This window comes from Tunturiibacter gelidiferens, from assembly GCF_014201335.1.
Taxonomy (GTDB): domain Bacteria; phylum Acidobacteriota; class Terriglobia; order Terriglobales; family Acidobacteriaceae; genus Edaphobacter; species Edaphobacter lichenicola_E.
Map to the genome: position 1 here is coordinate 482,811 of NZ_JACHEB010000002.1, position 15,845 is coordinate 498,655.

Genomic DNA, 15,845 nt, shown 5'->3' on the forward strand with positions numbered 1-15,845 from the left:
CCAGCTCCACTCATCCGGCCAGCACCGCGCCGCCGTTCACGTTAAAGATCTCGCCGGAGATGAACCCAGCGAAGGGCGTACAAAGAAACAGAACAGGAGCCGCAATCTCATCCACATCCGCCGGACGCCCCAGCGGAATCAAAGAGAGCAGCTTCTTCGAAACCTCAGGATCACTTAGAACTCCCGCCGTCGCCTCCGTTGCGACCCAACCCGGCGCCACGCAGTTGCAATAAATCCCCTCACCAATCAATTCAGTCGACAGGCTCTTCGTCAGGCTGATCAACGCGCCCTTCGTCGCCGCGTAGTCCGCATGAAAAGCCTCCCCGCGCTGCCCCGCAGTCGAACTGATCAAAACAATATGCCCTCGCGCCGAACCCACCTGCGGCTGAGCCTTCATCTGCGCCACCGCAGACCGTACCACTCCAAACACGCTGTCCAGATTCGTGCCCAGCGTCGTCCGCCACTGCTCGCTCGTCATCTCAGAGATAGGCGCATCATGCGCCGGCCACACCCCATGATTCAAAATCGCGCAGTCAATCCGCCCGAACGCCGCCACCGCAGCCTCAACCAAAGCCGCTCCATCCTCAGGCGTCGCCAGCGTCTGCTGAACCGCAAGACATACCTCACTCCCGTCGCACTCCGCTACCAAAGCCTCAGCCTGCTCCGCCGCCGAGCGGTAGTTGAACACCACCTTCGCCCCCGCCCTGCGAAACATCCGAACCGTCGCTGCTCCAATTCCACGCGACCCGCCCGTAATCAGGGCGACCTTCCCAGCCAGCGACATCGCGACCCCAGAGTTACCGTTATTCAACATAGATTCGACATATCCCATCAATCTGCTTGACGCAATTGAAGCACACACAGAGAATTCTCTACTAATCCATCCCAAGGAGTTCGTCGCCTATGAAAATCGCCGTCCTGATCGCACGCATCCTGCTTGGACTCGTCTTCTTCGTCTTTGGGCTCAACAACTTCTTCCACTTCATGCCCAATCCGACGATACCCGGCGACGCCGGCGTCTTGGCCAACATCATGTTCGCGCATGGATGGCTGACCTTCCATGGAATTCTCTACACCGTCGCCGGAGCCCTGTTGCTCATCGGCCGCTACGTCCCCGTCGGACTCGTCATCCTGGGCCCCATCCTGGTCAACGTCCTGCTGTTCCACCTGACCCTGACCGGAGGCGCAGGAATCGGACCAGGCCTCGTCTGCTCTCTCCTGGAGATCTTCCTCATCTGGGCCTACTGGCCAGCCTTCGAAGGAATCTTCACCCCAGACGGCCGCCGGGCGTAGTTAATCCGGTTATCGCGATGTTTTTGCTGTTGCCTTTCTGGTTGTCATTCCCGAAGGGAATCTGCTGTCGCCGTTTTCACTGCAATCCTCGGCATCGGAACTGTTGACGGAGACTCGCCGTACCCCTAAAAGGGGTGCAAGAGTAGGTCCTTGGACCTCTTGTTTAGTGGAGGGTACGATGCCCAAGTTAGAGACGAATGCCGAAGCGTATCCGCGATCGCTCGATTGGTTACGTTACTTCTGCGCTTTCATGCTGTACATGTACGGCATCAGCAAGCTGCTTCACCTACAGTTCAACATGCAAACCCTGCTTGCTAGACAGCCGGTCGGCTCGCTAACGGGCTATCAGCTCACATGGTTTTACTTTGGCTTCTCTCGGGTCTACGCGTCCATTCTCGGTCTAACGCAGGTGGTCGGTGCGACTCTGCTGCTCTTCCGAAAGACCACGCTCTTGGGAACCCTGGCAATGCTCCCGGTGATAGCCAACATCCTGCTCGTAAATATGTTCATTTTAGTCACTGACTACGGACCCTACCTCATCTCTGGGCTCATTTGCACGTCGTTACTTATTATCTTGTGGCACCAGCGTGCCGCTCTCGTTTTCCTTCTCTGGTCCACTCAAAGCAGAGAACCGGTGAGATCTTTGCGCACTCACCAGTGGATTCGATTAGCCATCGTATTGGCAGCAACAACCATCATGGTCTCCGGCACCATCCTTCAACACCATGTAGAGCGGCTACGAGAGCAGAACCGCCATCGCCCGGCTGTAGTCAACCCCAGTGAGTAACTAAAGTCGGATTAGCAAACGCGATCTAATAGGTGAAGATATTCACCTGTGCGGTGGTGGAGACTTGAATTCCATTGAGCCCGAACTTGATACGTGCACAGTTGTTGACCGCCACAGCGTTCTGATTGAAACCCGACCCGATCTGCGGATCAGATTCCGTTCCATCCTCCCGATAGTAGGTCCACCATTCAATGTAGGCAATCGCGGCGAACTTCGGCCCCACAGGGGGGTCTATGAAATAAGTGAGAATGTCAGACAGGGCGATGTTCGCGTAGACATTCGTTCCGCGTGGGAACGGATCCGTCGTAAATTCTATGAGGACAAAGCTGTAGGCGATCACCTCGAGCCAATAGCCCGTTACAGTCGTCAACATCACAGACCTCCAGAGATGCTCATCAATCGTTCGAGTCTTCCAGATCGTGGTTCGGCGTCGAATCATCCTCGCCGGAGCAATCGCAGAACAGAACAAGCATCACGCAGGATTTGATTGGTTTGTGCGTCCGGTTGAGCCAAAACCGAACCAGACTCCTTCTTCGCCTGCCTCGGTGGGAACCAGCGTCTTTCGGCCTACATCCACCTTGTAACGCTTACTTTTATCCAGTTCAACAGCATCCGTTGTAAGAAGGTCGATGTGTTCGGCGCTGACCTTCGAGTGATGTTGTGCACTCTTTCGTGCACGTTCTTCATCTGCCGAACCGTGATGTATACCGAGAATGCGACCAGATCGGGCATCGAAGGTGATTATCGTTGACATCGGCATACCTCCTAATAGGTGATGACATTCACAAGAGCGCTTGCGACGACTCTGAATCCCTCTAGCACCAACCAGATACGCGCACAGTTGTCGACCGCCACAGCATTCTGATTGAAACCCATCGATTGCATTTGATTAGATTCCGTTCCGTCATCTTTATAGTGGGTCCAATACGGTATGTAACCTGTCGCGGAGTACTTCGTGTTAGAGGAGTCGAGCTCAAAATAAGTGTTGAGTTCGTTCAGCGAAATGTTTGCGTACACATTCGTTCCGGGTGGGAACGGACCTAATGTGAGCTCCTGGCTCTCTATAGCGCTGGGAGCAATGACCCTGAGCCAGTAGCCGGTGATACTAGTCAACATCACAGACCTCCAGAGATACGCGAACACTTTGAGACGTCTAAATTGTGGCCCGGGAGAGCGTTGATCATGCTCGACTATGAACGCAGTGTCAAACCGGACGAAAACGCTATCCTCCTCTGCCGGCAACGTCGGTTGGTCGTGATAAATGCGCATAGCTCAAATCGTGCCAGGAGAGAGAGCCGCAGAATGCGAAAAGGGTTTACGAGAAGACCGAAAGTGGAGGAGCCTGCTGCGAACCACGTCAAGAACTACATCACTCCAAGCGGCCTCGAACGCCTGAAAGATGAGCGCCATTTTTTGGTCACCAAGGATCGCCCGGCCGTAGTGGAGGTGGTGGCGTGGGCTGCAGGCAATGGCGATCGTAGTGAAAACGCTGACTATCAGTACGGCAAGCGACGACTGCGGCAGATCGATGGGCGGATTCGTTTCCTGACGAAGCGAATCGAGGCCGCGGAGGTAGTAGATCCGGAAGCTCCTAGAACAGGGCAGCGGGCGACGAGGGTGTTCTTTGGCGCCACCGTGCGCTATGCGAATGCCGCGGGAGCCGAGCGAGTGGTGAGCATCGTCGGCACGGACGAAGTCAATCTTGATCGCAACCACATCAGTTGGGCTTCCCCACTGGGGCGCGCACTAATGAAAGCCGCAGAGGATGACGAAGTCGTTCTTCATGCGCCGGGCGGCATTGAAACCCTGAACGTGCTAAGCGTGCGATACGAGCGCATTCCTGTAGAGCCGTTCCGCGAACCACATAGTCCCGAAGTCTTCACAAAAGAGACTTGATCGCTGCCCCTCAAACCGCTCATGGTTTAGCAGCTTTGGCAGCGAGCACCTTCCGCCGTTCCGCAATCAGCCGCTTCTGCTGGGCCGCAGGCAAGGCAAGAGCCGTACGAACCTTCGGCGGCAGCTTCGCCAGAGTAAGCGCGTGCGCCGCACTCAACTCCTGCTCCCACTCCGCCTTACGAAAAACACTCCAACCCGTCACCGCGACCCAGAAGATTCGAGCCACATAAGGCGCAGGAAAGATGCCCTCGGTCTCCAGCAACTCCGGGTACCGCTCCGCTCCCGCAAGATAAGAGATGACCCGTGCCTTATGGCCGCGATCCAGATCATTCGCATCAAGCGGCAACATCACAAACATCTTGCCGCCAATCGCTTTATCCCCCAGCCAGAAAACGAGACCACCCCACTGCGGCGTCTCAACCACATGCGGCAGCGTCAGCAGGTAAGCGCGAATACGCTCGACGTCCATGCCGGCAAGTATAGCTCCAACGTCACGCAGCCTTGCGACGCGGGTTCGGTTTACCTTGCTTCTCCAGCTTGCTTGCGGCGGCAGCCTTCTGATCCGCCCGCTTCACCGCAGCCGATTTCTTTCCAGGCTTAGGCTTACAACTTCCTTTCTCCCGCGGAGCCTTCCCCGCAACCGGTTCAAAACCGGGCCAGCACCGAGAGCTTTGCTTCGCGCCAGTGGACTTGCTAGAGGAAGAGGACGTCTTCTTTGAGGAGGATTTTTTCGCCGATGTCTTTTGAGTTGTCATGCAGACTTAGAAGCGTCCCATGCATGACACGTAGCCGAAAAATGGCCACGTTTTGCTGCAATCAAGCGACAGTTTCAACGCAGTCGCAAACGAATCGCCCCTTTTGCAGTGGCAGCATCGACCACATGCCCATGCTGCGTCACCACGATCTTTCCCGCGGCAACCAAACGTCGCGCTGCTGCCCGTGCCGGCTCCATCAACCCCTCCCAGTCCCGCCGGCTCTCCAGCCCACCCACCACCTTCGCCGCCTCAGATGGACAGATCGTCTTGTTCCTCCCACGCTCCGCAAGCAGTTCCAGAATCGCCCTCTCAAGCTCCACGCCTGACTCTCCCGGCTTATGCCCCCTGCATGCATCGCTGCAATACTTGATCACATCCCAGTCCTGCTCCCAGCTCTTACGCCACTCGAAGGAGCGTCCACAGGTCTTGCAGATCTTGTCCTTATGCGGTGTAGTGCGTTCGGGTTTGCGCTCGCGGTCAGGCATAAGAGAAAGATGCAGGAAAGCCCAGAGCCCGCGCCACACATGAAAATATTTTACAAATCCGTGGCGCATTTTTCACCCTCAAAAAATGACTGCTAAAACACCACGTCAGCCATGCAAATCACCACATCTTCACCACAAAAAACCACCACCAAAAACACAAAGATCAGCAAAACCCCCTGCAAAAGACCACTTCGATACCCAACATTTTTTTTCCCGCAGAACCGCCCAAATTTAGGAGAGACTTGTACCTATCCATGACGAAACAGAAGAAACAGACCAAAAAGCAAACAACTAAGTCCACCCCCAAAAAACTCCGCATTGGCATCCTCTTCGGCGGCCGCTCCGGCGAGCACGAGGTCTCCCTCCTCTCCGCCGCCTCCATCCTCAAAGCCATCGACCAGACAAAATACGAAGTAATTCCCATAGGAATCACCAAACAAGGCCAGTGGCTCACCTCCACCGATGCCCAGCACCTTCTAGCAGGCGACACAAAACCCGCGCCGGTCCAGAAGAAACGCACCGCCACTAAATCAGTCGCACTAAGCGCCAGCGCCGCTGGCCACGAAGCCCTGGCGCAACAAAACGGCTCTCTCGCCCAATCGCTCGACGTCATCTTCCCCGTCCTCCACGGCACCTTCGGCGAAGATGGCACCATCCAGGGCCTATTCGAACTAGCCGACATCGCCTACGTAGGCTCAGGCGTCCTCGGCTCCGCCACAGGCATGGACAAGACCGTCATGAAGCAGCTATTCGCCGCTGCCGGCCTGCCTCAAACCCCCCACGTCAATCTCCTGCGCAGCGAGTGGAAGGCCGACGCCAAGCGCTGCACGAAACGCATCGAGAAGAAGCTCACCTACCCAGTCTTCGTAAAACCCGCGAATCTAGGATCTTCCGTAGGCATCAGCAAAGTTCACGACCGCAGCGAACTCGCCCCGGCCATGGATCTCGCCGCCAGCTTCGACCGCAAGCTCATCATCGAGCAAGGCGTAGGCGGCCCCGGTGCCAAACCCCGCGAGCTCGAAGTTGCCGTCCTCGGCAACGATTCCCCCGAGGCCTCCGTCGTCGGCGAGATCGTTCCCGGAGCCGAGTTCTACGACTACAACGCCAAGTACCACTCCGACGCCTCCGTCCCAATCATCCCTGCGCAACTCTCAAGGTCCGAATCAAAACAAATCCGCGAAATGGCCATAGCCGCCTTCCGCGCCTGCGACTGCGCGGGTCTAGCCCGTGTCGACTTCCTCATGGAGCCCGCCGTCAAAAACAAAAAGGGCAAAGAATCAAAAGCCGCCCGCATCTACCTCAACGAAATCAACACCATGCCGGGCTTCACCAGCATCAGCATGTACCCCAAGCTCTGGGAAGCCTCCGGCGTGCCGTACAAAGAACTGATCGATCGACTCATCTGCCTTGCCGCCGAACGCCACCAGGAAAAGCAACAGACCACCTTCGCCCGCGTCTAACAAGAAACGCATTTGGACTTACATCGCAGAGAAAGGAGGAGATTGAGCATGGATACCATCGGCAAACCCATCGCAGTCCAGCGTCGAACACCGAACTACGCCATAGCTTCCTCTCTCCTGCATCTGCTCGTCATCGCCGCGCTTATCCACCAGCGCGCCTCCTGGGTCGCACCCATCCGCCTCCCCGGCAGCCCACGTGGTACCAATCTCCTTTTGACTTATTCTCCAGGCAGAGCCCCTCTACAAACCTCCACCCCAAATCCCAAGACCCAGCCCAAGCACGCTGAGTCCACTACTCCGCTACCAACTCCGCCAACGCAAAAGCCGAAGGATTCCACAGCCTCCCCCAACACAAGCTCGCCAGCCTCAACACAGCCGGACTCTACCGCGGGCGCCGACTCCCTGGGCTCCGGCAACATCAACATCGCTCTGGTCAGCTACTTTCCCACGCCAAAGCCTGACCTGTCGACCCTCCCGCACGGCACCAAAGGCGACGTCATCCTCGACATAGTCATCGACACCACGGGCAAGATTGCCGACATCAAAATGACCAGCGGCCTTGGCCATGGAATCGACGAAAGCGTCATTGCAACCATCCAGCAGTGGACCTTTCACCCAGCTACGAAAGACGGCCAGCCCGTCGCCAGCGAGCAAGAACTCCACTTCCACTACGAAAAGTCCTGACCTCAGAATCTCAGAAAAACCACTAGATCACCTGGCTATATCTGTAACCGCCAGCCGTCATCGCCGCCAATAACTCCTCGACCTGTTCGCGCCCACGGGTCTCCATAGTAATGTCGATCGTAGTGTCGCCAAGATTCACCCCGTAATATGCCCGGTTATACAGCGTATCCACGATGTTTGCCCGATACTTGGCAATCAACAGCGTCAGCTCGGCAAGCGCCCCGGGCTTATCCAGCAGATGAATCCGCAGCCGGATCATCCTTCCATCCTGCACCAAACCGCGCTCGATGATCCTGCTCAACAGCGTCACATCAATATTTCCACCGCACACCATCACCGCAGTATGCGCCCCATTCAGCGACGTCTTCTTCTGCAGTAACGCGGCCAGCGCCGCCGCCCCCGCACCTTCAGCAAGCGTCTTCTCTCGCTCCAGCAGAACAAGAATCGCCGAAGCAATCTCATCTTCATCGACGGTCACAATCTCATCGACATAGCGTTCGACCACAGGAAAGGTCGTATCTCCCACACGCCTTACCGCAATACCATCCGCAATCGTCGTGGACGGCTCCAACGTCACCGGGTGCCCAACCGTTCGCGCCGCCACCATCGAAGGCAGCCTCGAGGTCTGCACTCCAATCACACGAACATCCGGGCGCGACTCTTTGATCGCGCAGGCAACGCCGCCAATCAACCCGCCGCCCCCGATCGGAACCACCACGGCTTCCAGTCGAGGAATCTGCTCCAACAGCTCAAGCCCAATCGTGCCCTGCCCGGCCATCACCATCGCGTCGTCAAATGGATGAATAAACGTCATCCCGTCGGCCTCGCAAAGCCTCGTCGCCTCCTCGCAAGCCTCGTCGTAGTTCGCGCCGTACAGCACTACCTCCGCGCCAAACCCCCGCGTCGCCGTCACCTTCACCAGTGGTGTCGCCAGTGGCATCACGATCAAAGCCCGAATCCCTCGTTTCGTCGCATGGTATGCCACACCTTGCGCATGGTTCCCCGCGCTTGCCGCAACTACACCACGCGCAACTTGCTCCGGCGTCAGCATCGCAATCCGGTTCAGCGCACCGCGCTCTTTAAACGAGCCGGTCATCTGCAGGTTTTCGAGCTTCAGATATACCTGCTGCCCCGTCAGTGCCGACAGCATTTGCGAGTGAGGGCAAGGCGAATAGTAGATCGCTCCACGAACCCGCTCCCGCGCAGCAGAGACGTCGGCAAGGCTGATACTCCGTTGGCTTATCGAATCCTTCACAGGCATCATGATCTCTCTTCAAACTCGCAAAACATCAATTTCTTTCTCAAACCGCACGAATCAACGCCGCTGACGAAATCGATTCGCCAGCAAAAACTCATCCCGCAGCTCCGGCGTTCGCAGATTCTCCCGCACGTGCTGCAACCTTTGCTCCAACGCCAGCAGGGTATCCGCGACTGGCCCAGTGTTCGTCATCGCTACGTCTCGCCACATGCTGTAAGGGCTGGCTCCCAGCCGCGTAGTCTCCCGCAGAGCTCGTCCTCCAATCGCAGCTATCTCCGGCGCGTCACCAAACTTCTCTTCAAGCAGCGCGGCGAGCGCAGTCGAAAGCATTTGCGGCAAATGACTCACCCACGCACAGAGCTCATCATGCCGCGCCGCATCCATATCCAGCGTCCGCGACCCAAAACAACCAACCCACCCACGCCAGTCTTTCTCGATCGTTGTCATCTCAGCTGAGACAGGAGTGAACAACCACATCGCGCCATCGAATAGTCCCGCTTCCGCCAGAAGCGCGCCGCCTGATTCCTTACCCGCCATCGGGTGCCCAGGCAGGAACCCTGCGGTCGCATCTCCATCAAACAATTGCCGCGCCAACTCCACAATCTCGAGCTTTGTGCTCCCCACATCGGTCACAAGTTGCCCCGTGTGAAGCACCGGCGCCAGCAGTTGCATCCAGTCTTTGATCGCAAGTACCGGAACTGCCAGCACAGTTACATCTGCCAACCGCGCCAGCTCGAGAGCATTCTCGCGACTCGCTGCTCTGCCGTCAATCGCACCCATCTGCACGGCAGAAGCCATCTCAAGTTGGCTCGCATCCCACCCATCGATGCGCCCACCAAAGCCAGCCGCACGCAACGCCAGGCCCGTCGAAGCCCCAATCAATCCCGTCCCGATGATGAAAACCCGCTCCATTATGCCGGACTCCTCGTCCTATGCCATCATCCTGTTCACCACCGGTGCCAGCAACTTCAGCTGTGCCATCAGCTTTTGTAGCTGCTCCGGATACAAACTCTGCGCTCCATCGCTCATCGCCTTATCCGGATTCGGATGCATCTCCATCAACAATCCGTCCGCACCAGCAGCCACACTCGCGAGCGCCATCGGAGGCACCAGATCTCGAATCCCGACGCCATGCGACGGATCGCCCAGCACCGGCAAATGCGTTAGCCTCTTCAACACTGGAATCGCCGAGATGTCCATCGTATTCCGCGTATACGTCTCGTACGTCCGAATTCCCCGCTCACACAGCATCAGATTGTAGTTGCCGCCCGACAGAATATACTCCGCGCTCAACAGGACCTCTTCGATCGTCGCTGCGATTCCTCGCTTCATCAACACCGGCTTCCTCACATGCCCAAGCTCGCGCAGCAGATTGAAGTTCTGCATATTGCGAGCACCCACCTGAAAGCAATCGATGTAGGGCAGCATCAACTCGATCTGCGAGATCTCCATGACCTCGGTGATAACCAGAAGCCCCGTCTCATCGGAGACCTCACGCAGCAGCTTCAACCCATCGAGGCCCATGCCTTGAAAGCTATACGGTGAGCTGCGAGGCTTAAAGGCTCCGCCGCGAAGAAACTTCGCTCCTGCTGCGGCCACTTGTTTTGCGCTGGTAAGAATCTGCTCCCGCGACTCCACTGAGCAGGGTCCCGCCATCACTACAACTTCCTCGCCGCCGACCACAACCCCGTTCGGAAACGTAATGGTCGTTCCCCCCGGCCGGAAGCTTCGCCCTGCCAGCTTGTACGGCGACGAGATTCGATACGCATCGTAAACTCCGGCCAACACCTTGAACTCGGCAACCTCAAAATGTTCCGGAGTTCCGACCCCGGCGAGAATCGTCTGTGCTGCCCCCGTCGTCCGGTGAACGTTGAAGCCAAGCTCCACCATGCGTTCGATCACCTGTTGTATGTTTTCTTCCGTCGCTTCGCCATGCATCGCAACTATCATTGTCTTCGCGTCACTCTCTTTACGTAACCAAATTAGATACAATAACCAAAAGATCAGCCGTCCCGGTCGACTCGGAATGCTAAAGATCCCTTCGCTGCAGCGTTCGCATCACGTCGATAATTCGCTCATAAACATGAAGCAACTCGGCGTCGGCCAACGGTCCAGGGTTCGCCTTGCGAACGCGGTCGAAGACCTCCTGCTCGCGGCGCGGTTCATAGACCGGCAAATCTGCGGTCTTCTTAAGCTCTCCAATCGCACGTGCGGCCTCCGCACGTTTGTTGATGAGCCGAACGATCTCGACATCCAGCTCATCAATCTTCTGTCTCCAGTCGGAGATATCCATCTATTCTCCTCGCAATGCAACGGAACGCGCTCAAACATGATTCGCTGCAAAGTATTTTGTACAGAACCATCCTGTATCGACAATGATAAACGCCGCATCGCGCCGCTTTGCCCAGGCATGCTGTCAGCGTTCATGTTCGCAACCCCGCGATGAACTGCCCAATGGCAGTCGCTGCTTCCTTCGCCGGACTTTTCTCGATCAGTGCTACCAACGCGCTGCCGATGATCGCCGCGTCCGCAAATTCGCCCACCGCCTTCACATGCTCAGCATTGGAGATCCCGAATCCTACTGCAATCGGCAGCTTCGTAAACTGCCGCAGTCGCGTCACCAACTCCGAAGCATCTCCGGCCACCTTCTGTTGTGTCCCGGTAATCCCAACTCGAGAGATCGCATACACAAACCCCTGCGACACCGCCGCAATCGCCTTCAGCCGAGCATCGGGACTCGTCGGAGCCGCCAGAAAGATTGGCGCCAGCCCGTTGGTCTTCATCTCCGCCAAGTACTCGCCCGCTTCCTCGACGATCATGTCCGTCAACAACACTCCATCCGCGCCAGCCTCGGCCGCCCGGGAACAAAATGTCTTCATTCCCATCCGCACCACAGGGTTCAGATAAGAAAAGAGCACCAATCCCGCCGCTGGTCTAGCCGCACGCAGCCCCTTCGCCAAGTCGAGCACATCGGTCAGCCTCACTCCTCGCGCCACGGCCCGCTCACTCGCCCGCTGAATCACCGGACCATCCGCCAGCGGATCGCTGAAGGGAACACCTAACTCAATCACATCCGCGCCGTTGTCGATCGCAGCCAGCGCGATGTCCCTGGTCGTCGCCAGGTCAGGATCGCCGGCCGTCAAATAAGCAACAATCCCCGGCTTCTTGCTAAACTCAATCGCCATCGTTCTGTCTTAACCTTTCGCTCTCTCGCTGCCCTTCAAATTAAGCTCCCGCGCCAGGATCCCCATATCCTTATCGCCGCGTCCCGACAGGTTCACCATCAACACATCCGTCTTCACCATCGTCGGAGCCAGTCGAACCGCCTCTGCCACCGCATGAGCGCTCTCGAGCGCGGGCAAAATCCCCTCGGTTCGCGACAGCGTCACCGTAGCCTTCAACGCCTCATCATCCGAGCAAGAGACGTAGCTCGCCCGTCCCGAATCATGCAGCATCGCATGCTCAGGCCCCACACTCGCATAATCCAATCCTGCAGAAACAGAATGGGTGCTGCTCACTTGCCCGGCATCATTTTGTAACACATACGAGTACGTACCCTGCAGCACGCCCGGCAAGCCACCACCAACCTTCTGGAACCGCGCCGCATGTTCTCCCAGTGCTGTTCCGCGCCCACCCGCCTCAACACCAATCAACTGCACATTCGCATCCGGCAAAAACTCATAAAACGCGCCAATCGCATTCGACCCACCGCCCACGCATGCCACAATCGCGGTCGGCAGCTTTCCTTCTTGCTCGAGCATCTGCATCCGCGCCTCGCGGCTGATCACGCGATGAAAATCCCGCACCATCGTCGGATAGGGGTGCGCCCCCAAAGCACTGCCGAGAATGTAGTACGTCGTCCGAACATTCGTCACCCAATCCCGCATCGCCTCATTGATCGCGTCCTTGAGCGTCGCCGACCCAGCCGAGACCCCGCGCACCTCCGCGCCCAGCAGCCGCATGCGGTACACATTCAACTCCTGCCGCCGCATATCCTCCTCGCCCATGTAGACGACGCACTCCAGTCCCAGCAGTGCGCAAACCGTTGCCGTCGCCACTCCATGTTGGCCCGCCCCAGTCTCGGCGATAATCCTCTGTTTCCCCATCCGCCGCGCCAGCAGCCCCTGCCCCAGCGCGTTGTTGATCTTGTGCGCTCCGGTATGCAACAGGTCCTCTCGCTTCAAATAAATCTTCGCCCCACCCATCTGCTCCGTCAGCCGCTTTGCGAAGTACAGCGGAGTAGGCCTTCCGCAGTAGTGATGCAACAGGTCATCCAGCTCAGCCTGAAACGCCGCATCTTTCTGAGCCACTGCGTACGCCTGCTCCAACTCTTCGAGCGCAGCCATCAACGTCTCCGGAACATATCTCCCGCCGTACGCGCCAAACCGCCCCGCTACCGTCGCCGTCACACCTGCTATTGAACTCGCACTCATCGCTCACTCCTGCAATCTCGCCTTACACACAACAAAAGCCGCGACTCGGAAGGGTCGCGGCTCGTATGGATGTCGAATCAACTGAAGCTACTGCTATCTCTCAGATGAAGCTACTCCGCCGATGCCGCTATTGTGCGCCAATAGCGGAGAATAAACGAAATTCGGCTGGACTGAAGAATCATCTTGGTATCAACCATACATCGTGCCCGTCGGCTCTGCAACTTGCCGATTGTCAAATCTAGATCTTCTGCACCCGCTGAACATCTCGCACCCCGGGGACCTTCCGCAGATTCTGCACCAGCTTATTCAGGTGCCGCACATCCACCGTCTCCACCACAAAGTCGACGACTACCTGGCCATCTGGCATCGGCTTCGTATCCACGCTGCGAATATTCGTCCCATCATCCGAGATGATCGCCGTAAACTCCTTCAGCATTCCCGATCGGTCATCACACAACACCGTCAGCTTCACCGGATACGTCTGAGCCTTCGTTGTTCCTGGCTCAGTCGGAGACGGCGACCACTCCACCTGAATCCTTCTATCCGACTCATACAGCAAATTCTGCACATTCGGACAGCTTCTCGCATGCACCGCCACGCCCTTGCCCCGCGTCACGTACCCCACAATCTCCTCACCACGAATTGGGTTACAACAGCGCGCCCGGTACACCAGCAGATCGTCCTGCCCCTCCACCTGCAACGAGTCAGATCCCTTCCCGAAGAAGACCCGCTTCACCGCCTCCGACATCTGCCCAACGGTATTGCCGACCCCACCCTCCGGCACCGCAGGCTCAGCCGACATCGTCGACCCCGGCTCCAACTTATTGAGCACCTGCCGCGCTGAGAACTTGCCGAACCCAACCCCCGCCAGCAACTCCGCCTGCGTTCCCAGCCCATATTCACTGGCTACTTTGTCGTAGTCAGCCTCGTGGAACTTACCCAGCGACAGCTTGTACTTCCTTGCCTCACGATCCAGCAGCTTCTTGCCGATCTCGATCGCCCGCTCTCGCTGATGTTCATTCAGCCAGTGCTTAATCTTGTTTCGTGCCCGCGAACTCTTAGTAAAGCTAAGCCAGTCGCGGCTCGGTGCATGTCCAGTCTGCGTAGAAATCTCGACGATATCGCCGTTACGCAACTTGGTCCGAAGCGGAACGATGCGCCCGTTCACCTTTGCGCCGACAGTTGTATTCCCCACTTCGGTATGAATCGCATAAGCAAAGTCAATCGGGCTTGCATCCTTCGGCAGCACCACCACTTTGCCCTTGGGAGTAAAGGTGTAAACCTCCTCCGGATACAGATCGATCTTCAGCGTCGACATGAACTCATTGGGATCGGTCATCTCCCGCTGCCATTCCATCAACTGCCGCACCCACGCGAGCCGTTGTTCGTCCTTCGCGCTTACATTGTCCGAGGCTTTGTACTTCCAGTGCGCCGCAATCCCTTCCTCCGCGACACGATGCATATCCTCCGTGCGAATCTGTACCTCAAACTGATGCCCGCCCTCCGCAATCAACGTCGTGTGCAGCGACTGGTAGAGATTTGGCCGAGGCATAGCAATGAAGTCCTTGATCCTCCCTGGCACCGGCCGCCAGATCGAATGCAGCAGCCCCAACAGCGCATAGCAATCTTGCACCGAGTTACAAATCACGCGAATCGCCAGAAGATCGTAGACCTGATCCACAGGAATCTTCTGGTCCACCAGCTTCTGCTGAATCGAATACAGCCGCTTGATTCGCGACTCCACCCGCCCCTCAATCTTGAATTCCTTCAGCTTCGCCTCAAGCTGTTTCACGATCTTCTGCAAAAACTCTTCACCCGCCCCGCGCAGCGCCTCCACTTCCGTCGACACTTGCTCATACGCATAGGGATCGGTATACCGAAACGCCAGATCTTCCAGCTCGCCGCGCAGCTTACCCATACCCAGCCGATGCGCCAGCGGAGCGTAGATATCCAGCGTCTCCCGCGCAATCTTCTGTTGCTTCTCCGGCTTCAGATGCTCGAGCGTCCGCATATTATGCAGCCGGTCCGCGAGCTTAATAATCACAACGCGAACATCGGTCACCATCGCGAGCAGCATCTTGCGAATGTTCTCCGCCTGATGGTCCTCGCGATTAGCAAACTTGATCTTCTCCAGCTTTGTTACACCCTCAACAATGTGCGCCACCTGATCGCCAAACCGCTTTGCTATCTCCGCTGAGGTAACATCCGTGTCTTCGACCGCATCATGCAATAACCCCGCCGCAATCGCCGTCGAATCCATCTTCAACTCAGCCAGCACCTGTGCCACTTCGAGCGGATGAATGATGTACGGCTCGCCACTAGCCCGCTTCTGTCCCTCATGCTGTTGCAGACAGAACGCCCACGCCTTGCGAATAATCTCCAGGTCATCCACCGGTCGGTTCTCATGCACCGTCTCCAGCAAGCGATGAAACTTCGCATCCACCGCGTGAATATCCTTCGCCGAGCTACCCGCCAGATGGCTCGCCGAAGACTCGTCCACACCCGCAATCATCAGCGCCGACGTATCAGGCGCCGCAGCCTTCTTTTTCTTCACGCGAGTGGTCGTCTCCGATGCAACCGATGGTCCCGCGACAGGAAGAGCTGCCTCCAGCTCAATCCCCATCTCGGTATGTTCCACATCCGGCTGGCTCTTCGGTTCTTCGTGCGGCTTCGGCTGCGGGCCAACCTGCGAAGAGGCTGGAGGAGCGATTGCCATAGTTCATTATAGGCTGAACCGTCAACCCTTTACAGCCATAGCGAGAGATGGGAGTTACTTAGACCCAATTGAGATCAA

18 protein-coding genes are annotated in these 15,845 nt (G+C 57.2%); 5 read left to right on the forward strand and 13 right to left on the reverse strand.

The genetic code is table 11. The annotated features are described in order from the left end of the window. Positions 1–10: 10 nt before the first annotated feature. On the reverse strand, positions 11–814 hold the full coding sequence (locus HDF14_RS05750) for an SDR family NAD(P)-dependent oxidoreductase (protein WP_183974406.1): 804 nt from the start codon (positions 812–814) through the stop codon (positions 11–13). Between the two features lie 89 nt (positions 815–903). Here HDF14_RS05750 and HDF14_RS05755 point away from each other — a divergent pair, with 89 nt between their 5' ends. Together HDF14_RS05755 and HDF14_RS05760 are read left to right on the forward strand one after the other, a co-directional pair. After that, positions 904–1,293, forward strand: a complete 390-nt coding sequence (locus HDF14_RS05755; RefSeq protein WP_183974408.1) for a DoxX family membrane protein — start codon at positions 904–906, stop codon at positions 1,291–1,293. 178 nt (positions 1,294–1,471) lie between these two features. Next, entirely contained in the window at positions 1,472–2,080 is a 609-nt protein-coding gene (locus HDF14_RS05760; protein WP_183974410.1) for a hypothetical protein, read from the forward strand. Positions 2,081–2,105: 25 nt separating this feature from the next. Here the strand turns inward: HDF14_RS05760 and HDF14_RS05765 are convergent, their stop codons facing one another. The 3 genes from HDF14_RS05765 to HDF14_RS05775 all read right to left on the reverse strand — a co-directional run bounded on the left by HDF14_RS05765 (position 2,106) and on the right by HDF14_RS05775 (position 3,196). Further along, positions 2,106–2,453, reverse strand: coding sequence for a hypothetical protein (locus HDF14_RS05765; RefSeq protein ID WP_183974412.1), 348 nt, complete (start codon positions 2,451–2,453; stop codon positions 2,106–2,108). 99 nt (positions 2,454–2,552) lie between these two features. Beyond that, positions 2,553–2,834 carry a hypothetical protein gene (locus HDF14_RS05770; protein ID WP_183974414.1) on the reverse strand — a complete coding sequence of 94 codons (282 nt, stop codon included), beginning with the start codon at positions 2,832–2,834 and terminating at the stop codon, positions 2,553–2,555. A gap of 11 nt (positions 2,835–2,845) precedes the next feature. Beyond that, positions 2,846–3,196, reverse strand: coding sequence for a hypothetical protein (locus tag HDF14_RS05775; RefSeq protein ID WP_183974416.1), 351 nt, complete (start codon positions 3,194–3,196; stop codon positions 2,846–2,848). Positions 3,197–3,382: 186 nt separating this feature from the next. Here HDF14_RS05775 and greB point away from each other — a divergent pair, with 186 nt between their 5' ends. Then, positions 3,383–3,976, forward strand: a complete 594-nt coding sequence (gene greB, locus HDF14_RS05780) for a transcription elongation factor GreB (RefSeq protein WP_183974425.1) — start codon at positions 3,383–3,385, stop codon at positions 3,974–3,976. Positions 3,977–3,995: 19 nt separating this feature from the next. Here the strand turns inward: greB and HDF14_RS05785 are convergent, their stop codons facing one another. Beyond that, the gene (locus HDF14_RS05785; RefSeq protein WP_183974427.1) at positions 3,996–4,445 is read right to left on the reverse strand and encodes an MmcQ/YjbR family DNA-binding protein; all 450 of its coding nucleotides are present in this window, start codon (positions 4,443–4,445) and stop codon (positions 3,996–3,998) included. A 360-nt stretch (positions 4,446–4,805) separates the two neighbouring features. Then, a complete protein-coding gene (locus HDF14_RS05790; protein WP_183974429.1) occupies positions 4,806–5,216 on the reverse strand; it encodes a DUF3253 domain-containing protein in 411 nt (136 codons plus the stop codon). A 254-nt stretch (positions 5,217–5,470) separates the two neighbouring features. On the opposite strand from HDF14_RS05790, the gene HDF14_RS05795 reads away from it, so the two are divergent. Further along, positions 5,471–6,676, forward strand: a complete 1,206-nt coding sequence (locus HDF14_RS05795; protein ID WP_183974431.1) for a D-alanine--D-alanine ligase — start codon at positions 5,471–5,473, stop codon at positions 6,674–6,676. A gap of 48 nt (positions 6,677–6,724) precedes the next feature. After that, the gene (locus HDF14_RS05800) at positions 6,725–7,360 is read left to right on the forward strand and encodes an energy transducer TonB (RefSeq protein ID WP_183974433.1); all 636 of its coding nucleotides are present in this window, start codon (positions 6,725–6,727) and stop codon (positions 7,358–7,360) included. 22 nt (positions 7,361–7,382) lie between these two features. On the opposite strand, the gene HDF14_RS05805 is transcribed toward HDF14_RS05800, so the two are convergent. From HDF14_RS05805 to HDF14_RS05835, 7 genes are all read right to left on the reverse strand, one after another. Beyond that, the gene (locus HDF14_RS05805; RefSeq protein ID WP_260698044.1) at positions 7,383–8,624 is read right to left on the reverse strand and encodes a threonine ammonia-lyase; all 1,242 of its coding nucleotides are present in this window, start codon (positions 8,622–8,624) and stop codon (positions 7,383–7,385) included. 51 nt (positions 8,625–8,675) lie between these two features. After that, positions 8,676–9,530 carry a prephenate dehydrogenase gene (locus HDF14_RS05810; RefSeq protein WP_221304562.1) on the reverse strand — a complete coding sequence of 285 codons (855 nt, stop codon included), beginning with the start codon at positions 9,528–9,530 and terminating at the stop codon, positions 8,676–8,678. A gap of 18 nt (positions 9,531–9,548) precedes the next feature. Further along, positions 9,549–10,568 (reverse strand): 3-deoxy-7-phosphoheptulonate synthase, encoded by a 1,020-nt coding sequence (gene aroF / locus HDF14_RS05815; RefSeq protein ID WP_183974435.1) that lies wholly within the window; start codon positions 10,566–10,568, stop codon positions 9,549–9,551. Positions 10,569–10,647: 79 nt separating this feature from the next. Beyond that, positions 10,648–10,911 carry a chorismate mutase gene (locus HDF14_RS05820; protein ID WP_183974437.1) on the reverse strand — a complete coding sequence of 88 codons (264 nt, stop codon included), beginning with the start codon at positions 10,909–10,911 and terminating at the stop codon, positions 10,648–10,650. 130 nt (positions 10,912–11,041) lie between these two features. Further along, positions 11,042–11,803 carry a tryptophan synthase subunit alpha gene (trpA, locus tag HDF14_RS05825; RefSeq protein ID WP_183974439.1) on the reverse strand — a complete coding sequence of 254 codons (762 nt, stop codon included), beginning with the start codon at positions 11,801–11,803 and terminating at the stop codon, positions 11,042–11,044. A gap of 9 nt (positions 11,804–11,812) precedes the next feature. After that, entirely contained in the window at positions 11,813–13,051 is a 1,239-nt protein-coding gene (gene trpB / locus HDF14_RS05830) for a tryptophan synthase subunit beta (protein ID WP_183974441.1), read from the reverse strand. 238 nt (positions 13,052–13,289) lie between these two features. Continuing rightward, positions 13,290–15,767, reverse strand: coding sequence for a RelA/SpoT family protein (locus tag HDF14_RS05835; protein ID WP_183974443.1), 2,478 nt, complete (start codon positions 15,765–15,767; stop codon positions 13,290–13,292). Positions 15,768–15,845: the final 78 nt, after the last annotated feature.

What these genes read in the sequence shown, in the direction of transcription:
- HDF14_RS05750 (WP_183974406.1), bottom strand. Translation starts at nt 814, where the DNA reads ATGTTGAATAACGGTAACTCTGGGGTCGCGATGTCGCTGGCTGGGAAG.
- HDF14_RS05755 (WP_183974408.1), top strand. Translation starts at nt 904, where the DNA reads ATGAAAATCGCCGTCCTGATCGCACGCATCCTGCTTGGACTCGTCTTC.
- HDF14_RS05760 (WP_183974410.1), top strand. Translation starts at nt 1,472, where the DNA reads ATGCCCAAGTTAGAGACGAATGCCGAAGCGTATCCGCGATCGCTCGAT.
- HDF14_RS05765 (WP_183974412.1), bottom strand. Translation starts at nt 2,453, where the DNA reads ATGTTGACGACTGTAACGGGCTATTGGCTCGAGGTGATCGCCTACAGC.
- HDF14_RS05770 (WP_183974414.1), bottom strand. Translation starts at nt 2,834, where the DNA reads ATGTCAACGATAATCACCTTCGATGCCCGATCTGGTCGCATTCTCGGT.
- HDF14_RS05775 (WP_183974416.1), bottom strand. Translation starts at nt 3,196, where the DNA reads ATGTTGACTAGTATCACCGGCTACTGGCTCAGGGTCATTGCTCCCAGC.
- greB (WP_183974425.1), top strand. Translation starts at nt 3,383, where the DNA reads ATGCGAAAAGGGTTTACGAGAAGACCGAAAGTGGAGGAGCCTGCTGCG.
- HDF14_RS05785 (WP_183974427.1), bottom strand. Translation starts at nt 4,445, where the DNA reads ATGGACGTCGAGCGTATTCGCGCTTACCTGCTGACGCTGCCGCATGTG.
- HDF14_RS05790 (WP_183974429.1), bottom strand. Translation starts at nt 5,216, where the DNA reads ATGCCTGACCGCGAGCGCAAACCCGAACGCACTACACCGCATAAGGAC.
- HDF14_RS05795 (WP_183974431.1), top strand. Translation starts at nt 5,471, where the DNA reads ATGACGAAACAGAAGAAACAGACCAAAAAGCAAACAACTAAGTCCACC.
- HDF14_RS05800 (WP_183974433.1), top strand. Translation starts at nt 6,725, where the DNA reads ATGGATACCATCGGCAAACCCATCGCAGTCCAGCGTCGAACACCGAAC.
- HDF14_RS05805 (WP_260698044.1), bottom strand. Translation starts at nt 8,624, where the DNA reads ATGATGCCTGTGAAGGATTCGATAAGCCAACGGAGTATCAGCCTTGCC.
- HDF14_RS05810 (WP_221304562.1), bottom strand. Translation starts at nt 9,530, where the DNA reads ATGGAGCGGGTTTTCATCATCGGGACGGGATTGATTGGGGCTTCGACG.
- aroF (WP_183974435.1), bottom strand. Translation starts at nt 10,568, where the DNA reads ATGATAGTTGCGATGCATGGCGAAGCGACGGAAGAAAACATACAACAG.
- HDF14_RS05820 (WP_183974437.1), bottom strand. Translation starts at nt 10,911, where the DNA reads ATGGATATCTCCGACTGGAGACAGAAGATTGATGAGCTGGATGTCGAG.
- trpA (WP_183974439.1), bottom strand. Translation starts at nt 11,803, where the DNA reads ATGGCGATTGAGTTTAGCAAGAAGCCGGGGATTGTTGCTTATTTGACG.
- trpB (WP_183974441.1), bottom strand. Translation starts at nt 13,051, where the DNA reads ATGAGTGCGAGTTCAATAGCAGGTGTGACGGCGACGGTAGCGGGGCGG.
- HDF14_RS05835 (WP_183974443.1), bottom strand. Translation starts at nt 15,767, where the DNA reads ATGGCAATCGCTCCTCCAGCCTCTTCGCAGGTTGGCCCGCAGCCGAAG.